This is a genomic window from Acidisoma sp. L85, assembly GCF_009765865.1.
In the GTDB taxonomy this organism is placed as follows: domain Bacteria; phylum Pseudomonadota; class Alphaproteobacteria; order Acetobacterales; family Acetobacteraceae; genus Acidisoma.
In genome coordinates, this window is record NZ_LMUQ01000076.1 from 212934 (window position 1) to 228606 (window position 15673).

Sequence of the window (15673 nt, forward strand, 5' to 3'; positions counted from 1 at the left end):
TGGCACCGGGAAGGACGTCGACGAGAAGAAGCTGGAGCGCGTGCTGCGCGAGCTGGTCAATCTCTCGCCGCGCGGTATTCGCGAGCATCTCCACCTCAACCGCCCGATCTACGCGGTGACCTCGGCCTACGGCCATTTCGGCCGCACGCCGGATGAGGAGAAGGGCACCTTCACCTGGGAGCGGACCGATCTCGAGGGACCGCTGAAGTCCGCCTTCGGACGCTGAACCGGCGGCTTGCGGGTTGATCGCGTCGGTCAAGCCGCAACCTGACCGGCTTTACGGTCGCCAGCGCAGCCATCCGCTCAGGGCGCGGCAGGAATGGCTGATGCAGGTCGTCCTGCCGGTCGCGGCTTTCGCGGCCGAGTGCGCGACCGATCCGCGGCGAGCCTTTCCGGCCTCCATAGCTGAGGTCTGGCTGGAAGTCGGTTTCGGCGGCGGCGAGCATGCGCGCGCGCTTGCGGCAGCGCACCCCACCGCGGGGCTGATCGCCTGCGAGGTCTTCGAGAACGGGCTGTGTTCGATGCTGTCCGCCCTCGTCCCGGATGACGGTTCGGAGAAAATTCCGCTCTTGCCCGCCAACCTCCGGCTTTGGAGCGACGACGCACGGACGTTGCTGGCCGCATTGCCCGCCGGGTCGCTGTCGAGACTATTCCTGATGTTTCCCGATCCCTGGCCGAAAACGCGGCATGCGAAGCGCCGCTTCATGCACCCGGCCAACATCGCCTTGGCGGCGCGTGTGTTGCGGCCGGGCGGTCTCTGGCGAATCGCGACGGACGATCCGACCTACCAGGACTGGACCACCGAGGTTCTCGCCACGCAGCAGGATTTCGACGTGCCGCCGCCCGCGACCGAACGGCCCGACGGCTGGCCGCCAACCCGGTACGAGGCGAAGGCCGCTTTGGCTGGACGGCCGTCGCTTTACTGGAACCTTACCCGCCGGCCGTGATCGGGGCTGGTCCGCGGACTTTCGCCCAGTTTTGGCCGGGCAGCTCAATGAGATGGTGCAGTAGCCAGGCGGCCAGGATCGGCAACAGGATCGCCGGCGGCACCCAAAGCCAGACGAAACGCCAGGGATCGCCACTTGCCAGATTGCCCGCCGCCAGCATCAACGCGCGCTGAACCGGCGCGTGGATGAGGTAAAGCGGGTAAGAAACAGCGCCGAGCCACAGAAGCGGCGGCAGGCACAACAGTCTCCTCGTCAGCCGGCCTACTGCGCTCTGAGCCCACAAGCTCGTCAGGCAGACCGCCCAAAACAAGGGCGCGCCGATTTTGGCGAACCCTCCGTCGAAGACAGCCGATAAAATGCATCCAATGAGGGCAACGGCGAAAAGCCCGCTCGATTTCGCCTCTCGCCGCGCCAGCGCATCACTCGCGACGCCGAGCGCGAAGTAGGCGGCCTCTTGCGGCAGGAAGGCACGGCCGAACTGCCACTCGGGCGGCAGCAACTCCAACGCCCGGCCCGCGATGCTCAGGATCAGCAATCCGGCGACCAAGGGCGCAGGGCGGGGGCGCCGAAGAACAAGGATCGCGGCGAGGCACAGATAGAACTGCCACTCCGTGCTGAGGCTCCAGGCCGGTCCGAGGATGGAAAACTCGGCATCCGGCAGCATCGCCGGAGGGAAAAGGCCCTGCGCCATCATCAGGTGGACGGCGAGATGCGTCATCGCCTGCGGCGGCCAGCCGGCGGCCACGATGTCGCGCGCCTCCGGCCGGCTCAGGGCGGGCAGCACGGCGTAAGGGTCGCCGAGCGATAACGCCGCGCATGCCGCCATCAGCGCGACGAGGTAAACCGGCAAGAGTCTCGCCGCCCGCGCGCGCAGAAAAGCCATCGCGACGGTCCGGCCAGGCCGCTCGCTTTGCCAGCGCCGCAGCGAGCGGAAGATCACCATGCCGCTCAGGATGAAGAAGACATCGACTGCCGCCCGGCCATGCGAGGCGCCTCGCGCCAGCCAGCCCAGCCATGAGGTTGCCGGAACGAAGGGCATCGTGTGGCCGAGCAGGATGTAGACGGCGAGGATACCCCGCAGCCCGTCCAGGCTTCTCAGTCTGTCCGTTGCCATCTGGCAACGATATCACGACCTGATTATGCCGTGGAGTGGCGTCCCAGCCGTAATTTCAGTGGCGGCTGTAGTGCGGCGTCAGGCTGGCGTGGCCGATGGCATGGCGGCGGAGGTAGATCGCGATGGCATCCGCCGGTTCGCCGTTCTTGAACGGCATCTGCGCCTGGGTCAGCGCCCAGACGGTGATGAGGTAATGATGCGGCAGACTGCCGCGCGGCGGGCAGGGGCCGCTATATCCCAAGACATTGAAGCTATTGACCGCCTGACGCGCTCCCGTAGGCCGCAACGCCGGATCGAAATCCGCATTCTGTGCCATGTCAGTTGTGGCGGCGGGAATATCGAACAGGATCCAATGCCAGAGCACGCCGACCTTGGCATCCAGATCGGCCATGGTGACCGCGAAAGCGGCGGTGCCGGATGGGGCATGGGCCCAGGTGAGCGGCGGCGACTGGTTGGCGCCCGAGCACCCACCGCGATTGGAGATCTGTAGCGGCGGCATGGCCGCGTTATTGTGCACTGCTGAGCTGCTCAGGCTGAAGGCGGCTCCCGTCGCCGCGGCCGAGGGAGTGCGCGCGGCCAATCCCAAAGCGCTCGTGAGAATCACGAGTCCCAGGACCAAACGGCGAAACCCGAGACGGTTCAGCAGCACATCCCGGCAATGCCGCGACAAACCGCTTGGCACGCCGCCGGGTTGCGAGTTATACATCACGCAACAAACACTCCCGCATATAATGGGAACAGATCACCGACCTAGAAAAGGGTGGCCAAGTGGCCGCCTTTTTTATTTCGTTTTCGAACGTTACGTCCCCCGGCCCGCATCTAGCGAGGGCCGGAAGCGCTTGGCAAGAGCGGTGGGATGAAGCTTGGCTATCCGGACAGCCGACCCGCTGCGCGCCGATGGCGCTTGCACCGGGATGATTGGATGTCTATATGCCCCTCATCCAATCATTCATGTCAGATCGAATGGGGGTGGCCCAAAAGGCCGCCTTTTTTGCATTGAGCAACGAAGACAGACCACACCACACCGGGATCGAAGCCCGAATCGCCGATATCGTGGAGCCTCGGCTGGCCGCGATGGGCTATGAGCTCGTGCGGATCGCCTTGCTCGGACGGGAGAGGCCGACCCTGCAGATCATGGCGGATCGCGCCGATGGCGGCTTGATCGCCGTCGAGGATTGCGAGGTGATCAGCCATCAGATCGGCGCCGTGCTCGACGTCGAGGATATCGTGCCCGGCGCCGCCTGGACGCTGGAGGTCAGCTCGGCGGGCATCGACCGCCCTCTGACACGGGTGCGGGATTGGAACCGTTTCGCCGGACACTCGGCCAAGGTCGAGATGTCGGTGCCGACTCTGGACGGCCGGAAGCGCTTCACCGGCACTTTGCTAGGCGCTGCTGGCGGCGAGGGCCGGCTGAAACTCGACGACGGAACCGAGGTTGTGGTGCTGCTCGCCGATATCCGGCGCGCGCGACTCGTTCTGACTGACGCCCTGATCGCCGCGACGGCCGCGCCGCCGCCGGTGAATTGATCGCCTAGCCGGCCGGCCCTGCCGACCGAATCGAGACCTGAGTGAGAGGCCACGAGTGATGGACACCGCGATAGCCCGCCCCGAATTGCTTTTGGTCGCCGACGCGGTCGCGCGCGAGAAGTCGATCGACCGCGACGAAGTCCTGGAAGCCATGGAGCAGGCCATTCAGAAAGCCGGCCGCGCGAAATACGGCCAGGAGAAGGACATCCGCGCCACCATCGACCGCAAGACCGGCGATGTCCGGCTGTCCCGCTGGACCGAGGTCGTGGAAACCGCGGAGAATGAAGACACCCAGATCCCGCTGCATATCGCGCTGAAGTTCAAGCCGGAGATCACGCTCGGCGAGTTCATCGTCGATCCGCTGCCGCCAATCGATTTCGGCCGTATCGCGGCGCAGACGGCCAAGCAGGTCATCGTCCAGCGCGTGCGGGAATATGAGCGCAAGCGCCAGTTCGCGGAGTTCAAGGACCGCGTCGGCGAGATCATCAACGGCGTGGTGAAGCGCACCGAATACGGAAACCTCATGGTCGATCTCGGCCGTGCGGAGGCCTTGCTGCGCCGCGACGAGCTGATTGCTCGCGAGAGCTTCCGCAACGGGGACCGCGTGCGCGCCTATATCTATGATGTCCGCGAGGAGCCGCGCGGGCCGCAGATTTTCCTGTCCCGCACGCATCCGGGGTTCCTGGCGAAGCTCTTCGCGCAGGAAGTGCCGGAAATCTATGACGGCATCATCGAGATCAAGGCCGTGGCGCGTGATCCCGGCAGCCGCGCGAAGATGGCGGTGATCAGCCGCGACAGTTCGATCGATCCGGTCGGCGCTTGCGTCGGCATGCGCGGATCGCGCGTGCAGGCCGTGGTGCAAGAGCTGCAGGGCGAGAAGATCGACATCATTCCCTGGAGCCAGCAGGCCGCGACCTTCGTCGTGAATGCCCTGGCCCCCGCCGAAGTTACCAAGGTGGTGATGGAGGAGGAGACCGGCCGGGTCGAGGTTGTGGTGCCCGATACGCAGCTTTCGCTGGCCATCGGCCGGCGCGGCCAGAACGTCCGGCTGGCGAGCCAGCTTACTCGCTGGGACATCGACATCCTGACCGAGGCTGAGGAGAGCGAGCGCCGGCAGGAAGAGTTCCGCCGCCGCTCCGGCCTTTTCGTCGAGGCGATGGACGTGGACGACGTGATCGCGGGCCTTTTGGTGACCGAGGGATTCACCACTTTGGAGGAGCTTGCCTTCACGCCCCTAGACGAATTGGCTGATATCGAGGGCTTCGACGAGAGCGTCGCGGCTGAGCTTATCCGCCGTGCTGAGGAAGCCCTGGTCCGTCGCAACAATGAGTTGGACGAGAAGCGCTTGTCCCTCGGCGTCACCGATGACGTCGCCGCTTTCGAGATCTTCACGCCGGCTATGCTGGTCACGCTGGGTGAGAAAGGCGTCAAGACTCTGGATGATCTCGCGGACCTCGCGTCGGACGAGCTTATTGAGATTCTCGGCACCGCCGCGCTCGATGAGGAAGCGGCGAATGAGATCATCATGCAGGCCCGCGCTCATTGGTTTGAAAATGAAGAGGGTGGTGAGGGCGTCGCGGATGAGGATGCGGATGACGTGACGCCGGGCGAAAACCCGGAAAGCGGGGAAGCGGTTGCCCACGACCGAAACTGAAACGACGGAGGCGGCTGACAACGACGCGGAAGACGAGAGCGGCCCGTCTCGCCGCTGCATCGTGACGCGGGAACGCGGTCCGGCGGAGACGATGATACGATTCGTTGTCAGCCCGGACCGCATAGTCGTGCCGGATATCTTGGCAACCCTGCCTGGGCGGGGAATGTGGTTGAGCGCGCGGGGCGATGTGTTAGAAACCGCTCTCGCTCGCAAGGCCTTCGCCCGGGCGGCCCGTGCGGAGGTGATTATCCCCGCGGGATTGCCGATGATGATCGAGACGGCGCTGTTCCGCAGGGTGCGGGACCTTCTCGGTCTGATCCGACGTGCGGGGCAGGCGGTCAGCGGCTTCGAGAAGACGCGGGAATGGCTGGTACTGCAGCGCGCGGCGCTTGTGGTTCAAGCATCTGACGGTAGCCCAGACGAGCGGGCAAGAGTTTTGAGTGGACGAGACGTGCCTGTGATCGCGCCGCTGCTGGCCCAGGAACTCGGGCAGGTATTCGGTCGGGATCGCGTTGTGCATGTGGCGGTGGCGGCTGGACGTTTGGCCGCGACGTTACGGACTGAGGATGGACGCTTGACCGGCATGCGCCGGTCGATTGCGGGCTGATTAAGCGGGCGGGTGAATGAGCGATACTAAAGATCAAGACGGCAAGGCGCGTCTGTCCCTGCGTCCCGCGGGGCGGCTGGAACTTGGGCGGACGGTCGATGCCGGTTCTGTCCGGCAGAGCTTCAGCCATGGACGTTCCAAGGTGGTGCAGGTGGAGGTGCGCAAGAAGCGCGCGGCCACGGCTCCGCTGCCGGCGGGGCCTACGCCTGCGGGCACGACCCCAGCACGGCCCAGTGGTGGGAGCCGGGGCCCAAGCGGTGCGCCAACCCGCGCGCTGACAGCGAACGAGCTTGCCATCAGGCAGCGCGTTCTCGCCGATCAGCAGCGCGACACCGCGAAGCGCGAGGCCGAGGCACGTGAGCAGGAGAAGATCTCGATCCTCTCCGCCGCCGAGGAAGCGCGCCGCCGTGAGGATGACGCGAGGCGCGCGGCCGAGGAAGCCGAACGCATGAAGGCCGAGGAGGCTGCGCGCGCGATCGCCGAGGAAGCTGAGCGGCGCGCTGCCGCTGAGGCTCACGAGCGAGCTGCCGCCGCACCTGTGCCGGTTGCCGATCAGCCGGTGGCGCCGCCACCGCCGCGTCCCGCGCCCGGTGAGACTCTGCGTCTCAAGACACCCTCTCGCCCCGGCGAGGAGGATGAGGATCAGCGCCCGGTTCGCCGTCTCGGCGTGCTGGTGCCGCCGCGCAAGCCGGCCGTCGTCGCGCCTAAGAAGGGTGCCGATGATCGCCGCCGTACCGGCAAAATCAATGTTCAGGCCGCGATCGAGGGTGACGACGAGCGGGTGCGCAGCATCGCCTCGATGCGCCGCCAGCGCGACCGTGAGCGCCGTCAGCAGGAACTCGAGCGTCTGCGCGCCGATCAGGTGAAGGTGGTGCGCGATGTCGTGCTGCCGGAAGCCATTACGGTGCAGGAACTCGCCAATCGTATGGCCGCGCGGGCCGGCGATGTGGTCAAGACGCTGATGCGGATGGGCGTGATGGCGACCATCACCCAGAGTATCGATGCCGACACCGCCGAACTCGTGGTGCAGGAATTCGGCCATCGCGTGAAGCGCGTGTCCGAAAGCGATGTCGAGATCGGTCTCGAAGGCGCGGATGACGAGGACGTTGACCTCATCAAGCGCGCGCCTGTTGTGACCGTCATGGGCCATGTCGATCACGGCAAAACGAGCCTGCTCGACGCGCTGCGCCGGACCGATGTCGCGGCCGGAGAGGCGGGCGGCATCACCCAGCATATCGGCGCCTATCAGGTGACGCTGCCTTCGCAGGAACGCATCACCTTCATCGATACGCCTGGCCATGCCGCCTTCACGGCGATGCGGGCACGCGGCGCCGGTGTCACGGATATTGTGGTGCTGGTCGTCGCGGCGGATGATGGCGTGATGCCGCAGACGATCGAGGCGATCAGCCATGCCAAGGCCGCGCATGTGCCGATCATCGTCGCCATCAACAAGATGGATAAGCCGAGCGCCAACCCCGAGCGCGTGCGCAACGAGCTGTTGCAGCACGAGATCGTGGTCGAAAGCCTCGGCGGCGATACGCAGGAAGTCCATGTCTCGGCGCTGAAGGGCACGGGTCTCGACAAGCTCGAGGAAGCGATCCTCGTCCAGGCCGAAATCCTCGACCTGCGCGCTAACCCCGATCGCGATGCGGAAGGTACTGTGATCGAAAGCCGCCTCGACCGCGGGCGTGGTCCGGTCGCGACGGTGCTGGTCCAGAAGGGCACCTTGTTCCAGGGCGATATCGTGGTGGCCGGCGCCGAATGGGGCCGGGTGCGCGCGATGCTCGATGCCAGCGGCCAGCCGGTGAAATATGCCGGTCCGTCCATGCCGGTCGAGGTGCTCGGCCTGTCGGCGGTGCCTTCCGCCGGCGAGCCCTTCGTGGTCGTTGCCGACGAGGCGCGGGCACGCGAAGTCGCCGAGTTCCGCACCCGCAAGGCGCGCGACAAGGTGACGGCGGGCCAGATCGCGGGCCGCGGCACGCTCGACCAGATGCTCGCCCGCATCCAGGCCGGCGTGCAGAAGGAAGTCGGTGTGCTGATCAAGGCCGATGTGCAGGGCAGCGCGGAAGCGCTCCAGGCCGTCGTGCTGAAACTCGCCAATGAGGAAGTGAAGGTTCGCGTGCTGCTGGCCTCGGTGGGTCAGATCACCGAGAGCGACATCCAGCTCGCGCGTGCCTCGAACGGCATCATCGTTGCCTTCAATGTGCGTGCCACCGTGCAAGCGCGGGAACTGGCGACGCGTGAGGCGGTCGATATCCGCTACTACAGCATCATCTACGATGTCGCCGACGACATCGAGAAGCTGGTGCGTGGCCGGATGGCACCGATCGTGCGCGAGAACTTCCTGGGCTACGCGCAGATCCGCAAGGTCTTCGACATCACCAAGTCCGGCAGGGTTGCTGGTTGCATGGTGACCGAGGGTCTGGTCCGCCGTGGCGCCGGTGTCCGCCTGCTGCGCGACAATGTGGTCATCCACGAGGGCGATCTGTCGCAGCTCAAGCGCTTCAAGGACGATGTCCGCGAAGTGGCGCGCGGCTACGAGTGCGGCCTGTCCTTCGCCGGGTTCCAGGACCTGCGTGAGGGCGACATGGTCGAGTGCTACGAGAGGGAACTCGTTCCGGCGTGATTGCCGAAGCTCCGACCCAGAGACAGCTTCGCGTCGGCGAAGAGATCCGCCACATCCTGGCGGGTCTCTTCGCGCGCGACATGATCCGCGAGCCGTCTCTCAATGGTGTCACCATCACCGTCACCGAGGTTCGCGTAAGCCCGGATCTCCGAAATGCGACGGCTTTCGTGACGCGTCTGGGGCGGGATGATGTGGACAAGCTGCTGCCAGCGTTGAAGCGCGCCGCGCCTTTTCTGCGCGGTCAGGTCGCGAAGGCGATCCGTTTGCGTGTGGCGCCCGAACTTTCCTTCCAGGCCGACACCTCGATCGACTACGCGATGCAAGTCAGCGCGCTGCTGCACCGGCCCGAGGTCGCACGCGATCTAGGCGCGGACGAGCAGCCTGCCGAGGGCAAGACTTCCACCGGTTAAGCGGCAGCTAGACCAGGCTCTCTCTGGTGTGAACCCTGCTCATGCCACCGCGTCATCCTCGGCGAAGGCCGAGGATCCACGCCTTGCCTTCGCTTGCGTGACGAAGGCAAGGCGTGGATGGCATGCCTTCGCATGCCATGACGGCGCTTTGAGGCACGGTTCAGTATCAAATCATCACGCTGTAGGCAGCGTGGCCGCACGTTTCGCATGCGGCCACGCTGATTGGTGGATGGCATCAAACGCGATAGCCTCGGCCTGACGCAATCTCAGTCCGAGGAGCCGCGCGTGGCGCCGATCTACATCACCTACCTCAATCGCCTCGATATCGAGGAACTCAAGATCACCGATGAGGAAATCCTGACGGCGATCGAGACCAGTCTCGCGACGCAAGGGCGCGGCGAAGCGGTGATCGAGCCGCGCATGCATCTGGAGCCGAAAGTCGCGAATGGCCATTTCAACGTATTGCGCGGTGCGCTGAAGGCTCCGATCGATTTGGCGGGCGTCAAGGTGGTCGGTGATTTCGTCGATAACTACAAGCTGGGCTTTCCCTCCGAACTCGCGGTGCTGTTGTTGCTCGACCCCGCGATGGGCGCGCCGAAAGCGATCCTGGACGCGAGCGGCATCACCGATATGCGCACCGGCGCAGTGACCGCGATCGGTGCGAAGTATCTGGCGCGCAAGGACGCCAAGGTGCTCGGCCATATCGGCGCCCGTGGCACAGCTTATTGGAACGTGCGCCTGCTCAACCACCTCTTCGACTTCGACGAAATTCGCATTCATTCCCGGCGCCGCGAGAGCCGCGAGGAGTTTGCCGAGCGGCTGCGCCAGGATCTCGGCAAGCCCGTAACCGTCACTGAGGATTGGCGAAGCTGTGTCGAGGGCGCCGATATCGTGGTCGAGGCTTCGCGGCTGAGCGAGCCGCAGCCGCTGCTGCTCACCGAATGGATCAAGCCCGGCGCGCTTGTTGTGCCCTACGGCACAATGAGCGCTGTCGAGTTGTCGCTGACCGACATCATGTCGAAGCTCGTGGTGGATGACTGGGGCCAGTGCAGTGGCGGGAAGTTCGGCAGTCTGCGCGCCCATGTCGAAAGCGGCCGGTTGTCCGAGGAAACGCTGTATGCCGAGCTTGGGCAGATCGTCGCCGGTCTGCGCCCCGGCCGGGAACGCGAGGATGAGACGATCCTGCTTTGGCATCGCGGGTTGTCGCTGTCGGATATCGCACTGGGTCATGCGATGCTGGAGAAGGGCGCGCGCCTCGGCATCGGCCAGCGCCTGCGTTTCGCCTGAATCCGATGGACGCGCTCGAAATAGGGACCGTTCCACTGCGTCCGCGCGCGGTCGCGGTCGCGGCGCGATCGGGGCTGGCGGTGCGCCTGCATCCGGCGGCCTGGGAGCGCATCGTGACGGGCCACGAGGCACTCGGCCGGCTGATCGTCTCGGGCGACGCGATCTATGGTGTGAGCACGGGTTTGGGCGCGGTCGCGGATACCCGCATCGCGCCGGACGGTGATGGGGTGCAGCGCCGTGTTGTGCTGGGGCGCATGGTCGGCGTCGGACCGCGCGCATCCGCCGAGCAAGTGCGCGCGGTGATGCTGGCGCGCCTCGCCGGTTTCGCCGAGGGGCGGTCCGGCGCTTCGCCGGAAATCGTCGCGGCCTATATCGGTCTGCTCAATGCCGGCGTCATCCCGGTCATGCCGCTGATCGGCTCGGTTGGCGAGGCCGATCTGGCGCCGCTCGCGCATATCGCCGGCGTATTGGCTGGGGCAGGCGAGGCGATGATCGACGGCGAGGCCCTGCCCGGACCCGAGGCGCTTGCTCGCGCGGAGCTTATCCCGCCGGTGTTCGGCGTGAAGGATGGTCTGGCGCTTGTTTCGTCCAACGCCGTGGCGACCGGTCTCGGCGCCCTGATTCTGGCGGATGCGGAGCGGCTGTTCGGTGCGTGGCTGGCCGCGGCGGCGCTGAGCTTCGAGGGCTACCGGGCGAATCTGGCGCCGCTCCACCCTCAGGCGGCGGCGCTGCGCCCCGCGCCAGGGCAGGGCGAGGTGGCAGCAGCACTCCTCGGCCTGTTCGAGGGCGGCGACCTCGTCCTGCCGGGCGCCGCGCGAAAGCTGCAGGATCCGCTGAGTTTCCGATGTGTGGTGCCGGTTCTGGGTGCCTGCCTCGCCGCGCTGCGTGGCGCGACGGCGGCCGTGGAGCTGGAACTTAATAGTTCGGACGACAACCCGGCGATCATCGCGGCTGAGGGAGCGGCGGACGACGCGGTGCAGCCGAACGCCAACTTCGACACGACGCACCTGGCGCTGGCTTTCGAAACCCTGAGCCTGGCTGTGGCGCGTGTGGCATCGGCGCAAGCCGCGCGGATCCTCAGGCTGATGTCGGCGGAGTCGAGCGGCCTGCCGCGATTCCTGTGTTCGGCGCAGGACGGGCGGAGCGGTCTGGCCGGGGTGCAGAAAACCGTGGCGGCGCTGGTGGCGGAGATCGGGCAGCGCGCTGGGCCGATGCCGATCTGGTCTGTGCCGGCAGCGGATGGCGTTGAGGATTATGCCACCATGGTCGTCTCGACGCTGGGCAAGCTCGGCGAGTCGCTGGAACGCCTGCGCTTGCTCTGCGGCATCGAATTGCTGGTGGCGGCGCAGGCTTGCGACCTGAGGTCTGAATTGCGGCTCGGCCTGGGCACCGCCGCCGTGCGGCGCGCGGTGCGGGGCACGGCGGCGATGCTGCTGGAGGATCGTCCGATCGCCCCGGACATCGAGGCTCTGGGTGCGCTGATCGCCAGCGGCCGGTTCGACGATTTCGCGGCAGGGATGTTTCGCTGAGCCTGACGATCCAAGGCTGCGGCGCGACCCAAAATGTCCGTCATGGCATGCGAAGGCATGCCATCCACGCCTTGCCTTGGTGGAGCAAGCAAGGCGTGGATCCTCCGCCTTCGCGGAGGATGACGTGGTAAAATGCGAACGCTCAACTGAAGACATCCCGCTGAGCGGATAGCCTTGCCTCGCGACCTATCGCAGGCTGGCCTGCGCGGCGGCGTAGGCGGCGGGCGTGGTCAGCAGGAACTGCGCCGCCTGGGAATCGAGCGCGGAGCCGAGCGCGGCGGGACAGGCCTGGCGGATCTGGAGAATGCGGCTCAGCGAAATGCCGGGACGAGCCGCGCGTGACGCATTCAGGGCCCCGGCAAGAACCTGCGTGCCGTCGGCCAGGGACTGCAGTGCCGCCTCCACCTGATCGGCGCCGCCGCTGGTGCAGACCTGCGGCATCACGCCCAAGCCCTGCAACGGCCAGCCCAGCGGCGCCAGCACGCGCGCCCAGGTGACGAGCAGATCGCCGCCATCCGGTAGCGCCGTGCCGGTCTGCACGAGACCTTTTCCCAGCGTCGCGCTGCCGACCACCACCGCGCGGCGGTTATCGGCCAGCGCCGCCGCCAGCACTTCGGCGGCGCTGGCGGTACGGCCATCGACCAATACGATGATCGGCAGGCCGCTCGCGGTATCGACGCCGCTGCCGCGCCAGAGCTGGTTGGCCGCGGGGTCACGGCCGATGGTGCTCGCGATGGTGCCGGAGACGACCAGCGTGCCCGCTATCGCGACCGCCTGGTCGAGCAGCCCACCGCGATTGCCGCGCAGGTCGAGGACGATGCCGCGAACGTTGCCCGTGGAACTCGCGATGGCCTGGCGCAGATGCTGGGCGGTGTTGCGCTCGAAGCCGGCGATCTGGATCGTGAGGATGCCGTTTTGCAGAGCCGGAAACACCGTCTCGGGCAGCAGGGCGGCGCGCGGCACCGCGATATGAACCGGCCGCCGGCTACCTTGGGGCAGGATGACAAGGTCCGCCGTACTGCCAGGCGCGCCGCCCAGCCAGTTGTCCAGCGTCGAAAGCGCTTGCCCCCGCGTCCGGTGGCCGTCGATCGACAGCACGCGGTCGCCGACGGCAAGGCCCGCTGTCGCCGCTGGCCCGCTCGGATCCACGCTCTCGATCGACGCGCCGCGCCCCCGCGAACCAAGCGCGAAGCCCGGTCCCGCCGAAAGCCTGTCGGGATCGGAGTCGCCGGGCGCGATGTAGCGGGAATAGGGGTCGAGATGGTTGAACAGCTCGTCGAAGAAACTCGTGACGATGCCAGTGGTGCCGGCGCTCGCGATGGCGGGCGAGACCTGCGTCGCCTTGTCGCAGAGCGTGGCGGCGATATTGCCCCAGCTAGCCGCATCGGTTGGCGGCGGCAGCGGCAGGGTGAGGACGGTCTGGTTGCGGCTGATCAGGTTGATCGCGGTGCTGCTCAGGGTCGGGCCAACAAGGGGGTCGAGCGCCGTGAGCCCCCGCAATCCCCATAGCGTCAGATTGGCCATCGGGATCGCGTTCAGCGTGCGCGGCGCCATGAAGGCGAAGGCGGCGCCATAGACCTGCGCGGCGAGTCTCGGGTTCCAGCCCTCGGCCGCCACGGGAGAACCGCTTTGGGCTTCGGCCGTGACCGGAAAGGCGAATAGCAGGAGAACGAGGAAGGCGCCGCGCCTCACCGGCGACCCGATCGCGGAACCGCCGAGCCTTGGCCGGATTTTGAGCGAGGCTGAGGCCGCCCGCCCTCGCTTCCGCGCGAACCGTCCGTGATCTGGAACAACAGGCCCCCCGTCAGTGGCCGCGCTTCCACCAAACGCACCGCGACAGTTTGCGCGAGGTGATAAACGACCCGGCTGCGGCGTCCGCTCAGGCTCTGGGTGGCTTCGTCATACATCCAGAAATCATCAGGGAGAGCAGAGAGCGGAACCATTCCGCTCGCACCGCTGTTAGCCAATGTGACGAAAATACCAAAGCGCGTAACGCCAGAAATGCGTGCGTCGAAGATGAAGCCGATCTTTTCCGCCATAAAAGCCGCCATGTAGCGGTCAGTCGCATCGCGCTCGGCCTGCGCGGCGCGGCGTTCAGTGGTGGTGATGTGTTCGGCGGTATCCTCGAGTCGGGCTTCCTCATCCGCCGTCATGCCGTCATCGCCGAGCTTCAGCCCTTTGATGAGCGAGCGATGCACCAGCAGGTCCGCATAGCGCCGGATCGGGCTGGTAAAATGCGCGTAGCGGGTGAGGGCGAGGCCGAAATGGCCGATATTCTCGGGGCTATAGGCAGCCTGGGATTGGCTGCGCAGCACTGCCTCATTGACCAGCGGCGCCTCCTCCGTCTCCGCGACGCGTTGCAGAACGGCGTCTAGGTCGCGCGGATGCAGCTGGTCACCGGGCGGCAGGGAGATGCCCATGGAATGGAGATAGGTGCGGAGCCCTTCGAGCTTCTGTTCCGATGGCGGCGCATGGACGCGATAGACCACCGGGCGCTGTAACCGCTCCAGCTCCTCGGCGACCGCGATATTGGCGAGAACCATGAACTCTTCGATGAGCCGATGGCTGTCGAGGCGCGGGCGGCGGGAAACGTTGGCGATTTTGCCTTCCTCGTCCAGCGCGACCTTCCATTCGGGCAAATCGAGGTCGAGCGTGCCGCGTGCCTGCCGCGCCCCGAGTAGCAGGCGGAACGCGCCATAGAGATCGTCGAGCGGTAGGCCCGGCGTTTCGCGCCCGGCGTTATGCGCTTCCTGAACCTCCTCATAGGTCAGGCGGGCGGCGCTGCGCATGAGGCCTCGGCCGAAGCGATGGGAGAGCTTGCGGCCGTCTCGGGCGATGCGCATCTCGGCAAAGAGGCAGGCGCGGTCCTCGTTCGGCCGCAGGCTGCACCAGCCGTTGGAGAGCGCCTCCGGCAGCATCGGCACGACGCGATCGGGGAAATAGACGGAATTGCCCCGGTCACGCGCCGAGCGGTCGAGCGGCGAATCCGCCCTCACGTAATGCGCGACATCGGCGATGGCGACGAATAGGCGATAGCCGTCGCCATCGGGCGTGGCGAATACGGCATCGTCGAAGTCCCGCGCATCGGCGCCGTCGATGGTGACGAGGGGAATGTCCCGCAGATCCTCGCGGCCGTCCGGCCCGACGCCGCGCGCGCGTTCCGCCTCGGCGACCACTTCATCGGGGAAGCTGTCGGGAATGCCGAGAGTCGCGATGACCAGCAGGCTAACGGCTTTCGCGGCGCCGGCATCGCCGAGGCGTTCGAGCACGCGGGCGGGTTTGAGGCCGAGACCGCCATGCGGCAGGGGCTCGGCGCGGACGATCTCGCCATTCTGGGCGCCGCCATCCTCGCCAGGCGGCACGATCCATTCGGCCTTCACCTTCTTGTCGGTGGGCTCGATCCGCATGAGGCCGCCTTTGCGGCGGAAAACACCGATGACGCGGCCGGGTGTCGCCTCGATGCGCTTGAGGGTGCGGCCCTCAAACTTCCGGGCGCCGCCACGGCCCTCGCCGATCGGCTTGAGGCGGGCGAGAACCTTCTGGCCGGGCGCGAGCGCCGGTTGGCCGCGTGCCTCGGGCTGCATGAAGATCGCGGGAGGCGGGCCGTCGCCACGCCAGCCGATGGGGCGGCCGATGGCGTCGCCCTCGCTGTCGATGCCGGTGATCTCGACCATCACGGCTTCCGGCATGCCCTCGCCGCCGCGCCGTGCCGCGCTTCCCGAAGGTGCGGTGAAACGCTTGTGTCCGGCGGGGGCCGCTTCGCCGCGCGACGCCAGTTCCTTGAGCGCGGCGCGCATCTCGACACGGTGCTCGGGACCCAGCCCGAAGGCGCGCATTGCCTCGCGTTTGCCGACGCGGCCGGGGGCCTCGGCGAGGAAGGCTCGGAGCGCGTCTCGGCTGGGGAAGCTGCGCGGCTCGACCGGGAGTTTGGCGGCTGCCTTGGGCTTCTTCCGCGCGGTCTTCATACGGTCT

General features: G+C 66.7%; 13 protein-coding genes. 9 read left to right on the forward strand and 4 right to left on the reverse strand.

Translation table 11 applies throughout. From position 1 onward, the window contains the following. The coding region (locus GSQ83_RS26790; protein ID WP_158805912.1) for a methionine adenosyltransferase domain-containing protein at positions 1-226 on the forward strand (226 nt) is incomplete at its 5' end. Positions 227-242: 16 nt separating this feature from the next. Beyond that, the gene (locus tag GSQ83_RS26795) at positions 243-947 is read left to right on the forward strand and encodes a tRNA (guanosine(46)-N(7))-methyltransferase TrmB (protein ID WP_158805913.1); all 705 of its coding nucleotides are present in this window, start codon (positions 243-245) and stop codon (positions 945-947) included. On the opposite strand, the gene GSQ83_RS26800 is transcribed toward GSQ83_RS26795, so the two are convergent. Both GSQ83_RS26800 and GSQ83_RS26805 read right to left on the reverse strand, forming a co-directional pair. Beyond that, positions 931-2061 (reverse strand): acyltransferase, encoded by a 1131-nt coding sequence (locus GSQ83_RS26800; RefSeq protein ID WP_158805914.1) that lies wholly within the window; start codon positions 2059-2061, stop codon positions 931-933. The genes GSQ83_RS26795 and GSQ83_RS26800 overlap by 17 nt on opposite strands. Before the next feature lie 55 nt (positions 2062-2116). Next, positions 2117-2767: a YbhB/YbcL family Raf kinase inhibitor-like protein gene (locus tag GSQ83_RS26805; protein WP_254065951.1), complete on the reverse strand. Its 651-nt coding sequence runs from the start codon at positions 2765-2767 to the stop codon at positions 2117-2119. A 257-nt stretch (positions 2768-3024) separates the two neighbouring features. Between GSQ83_RS26805 and rimP the strand changes: the two genes are divergently transcribed. From rimP to hutH, 7 genes are all read left to right on the forward strand, one after another. After that, positions 3025-3588: a ribosome maturation factor RimP gene (gene rimP / locus GSQ83_RS26810; RefSeq protein WP_158806093.1), complete on the forward strand. Its 564-nt coding sequence runs from the start codon at positions 3025-3027 to the stop codon at positions 3586-3588. A gap of 58 nt (positions 3589-3646) precedes the next feature. Continuing rightward, positions 3647-5242 (forward strand): transcription termination factor NusA, encoded by a 1596-nt coding sequence (gene nusA, locus GSQ83_RS26815; protein ID WP_158805916.1) that lies wholly within the window; start codon positions 3647-3649, stop codon positions 5240-5242. Continuing rightward, entirely contained in the window at positions 5223-5849 is a 627-nt protein-coding gene (locus GSQ83_RS26820; protein WP_158805917.1) for an RNA-binding protein, read from the forward strand. The genes nusA and GSQ83_RS26820 overlap by 20 nt, the downstream gene beginning before the upstream one ends. A 16-nt stretch (positions 5850-5865) precedes the next feature. Beyond that, positions 5866-8475: a translation initiation factor IF-2 gene (infB, locus tag GSQ83_RS26825; RefSeq protein WP_158805918.1), complete on the forward strand. Its 2610-nt coding sequence runs from the start codon at positions 5866-5868 to the stop codon at positions 8473-8475. Continuing rightward, positions 8472-8885 carry a 30S ribosome-binding factor RbfA gene (gene rbfA / locus GSQ83_RS26830; RefSeq protein WP_254065930.1) on the forward strand — a complete coding sequence of 138 codons (414 nt, stop codon included), beginning with the start codon at positions 8472-8474 and terminating at the stop codon, positions 8883-8885. The genes infB and rbfA overlap by 4 nt, the downstream gene beginning before the upstream one ends. 285 nt (positions 8886-9170) lie before the next feature. Next, positions 9171-10172: an ornithine cyclodeaminase family protein gene (locus tag GSQ83_RS26835; protein WP_158805920.1), complete on the forward strand. Its 1002-nt coding sequence runs from the start codon at positions 9171-9173 to the stop codon at positions 10170-10172. 5 nt (positions 10173-10177) lie between these two features. Beyond that, positions 10178-11701 carry a histidine ammonia-lyase gene (gene hutH / locus GSQ83_RS26840; RefSeq protein ID WP_158805921.1) on the forward strand — a complete coding sequence of 508 codons (1524 nt, stop codon included), beginning with the start codon at positions 10178-10180 and terminating at the stop codon, positions 11699-11701. Positions 11702-11887: 186 nt separating this feature from the next. On the opposite strand, the gene GSQ83_RS26845 is transcribed toward hutH, so the two are convergent. Together GSQ83_RS26845 and rnr are read right to left on the reverse strand one after the other, a co-directional pair. Next, on the reverse strand, positions 11888-13393 hold the full coding sequence (locus tag GSQ83_RS26845) for a S41 family peptidase (protein ID WP_158805922.1): 1506 nt from the start codon (positions 13391-13393) through the stop codon (positions 11888-11890). After that, positions 13390-15666: a ribonuclease R gene (gene rnr / locus GSQ83_RS26850; protein ID WP_158805923.1), complete on the reverse strand. Its 2277-nt coding sequence runs from the start codon at positions 15664-15666 to the stop codon at positions 13390-13392. The genes GSQ83_RS26845 and rnr overlap by 4 nt, the downstream gene beginning before the upstream one ends. Positions 15667-15673: the final 7 nt, after the last annotated feature.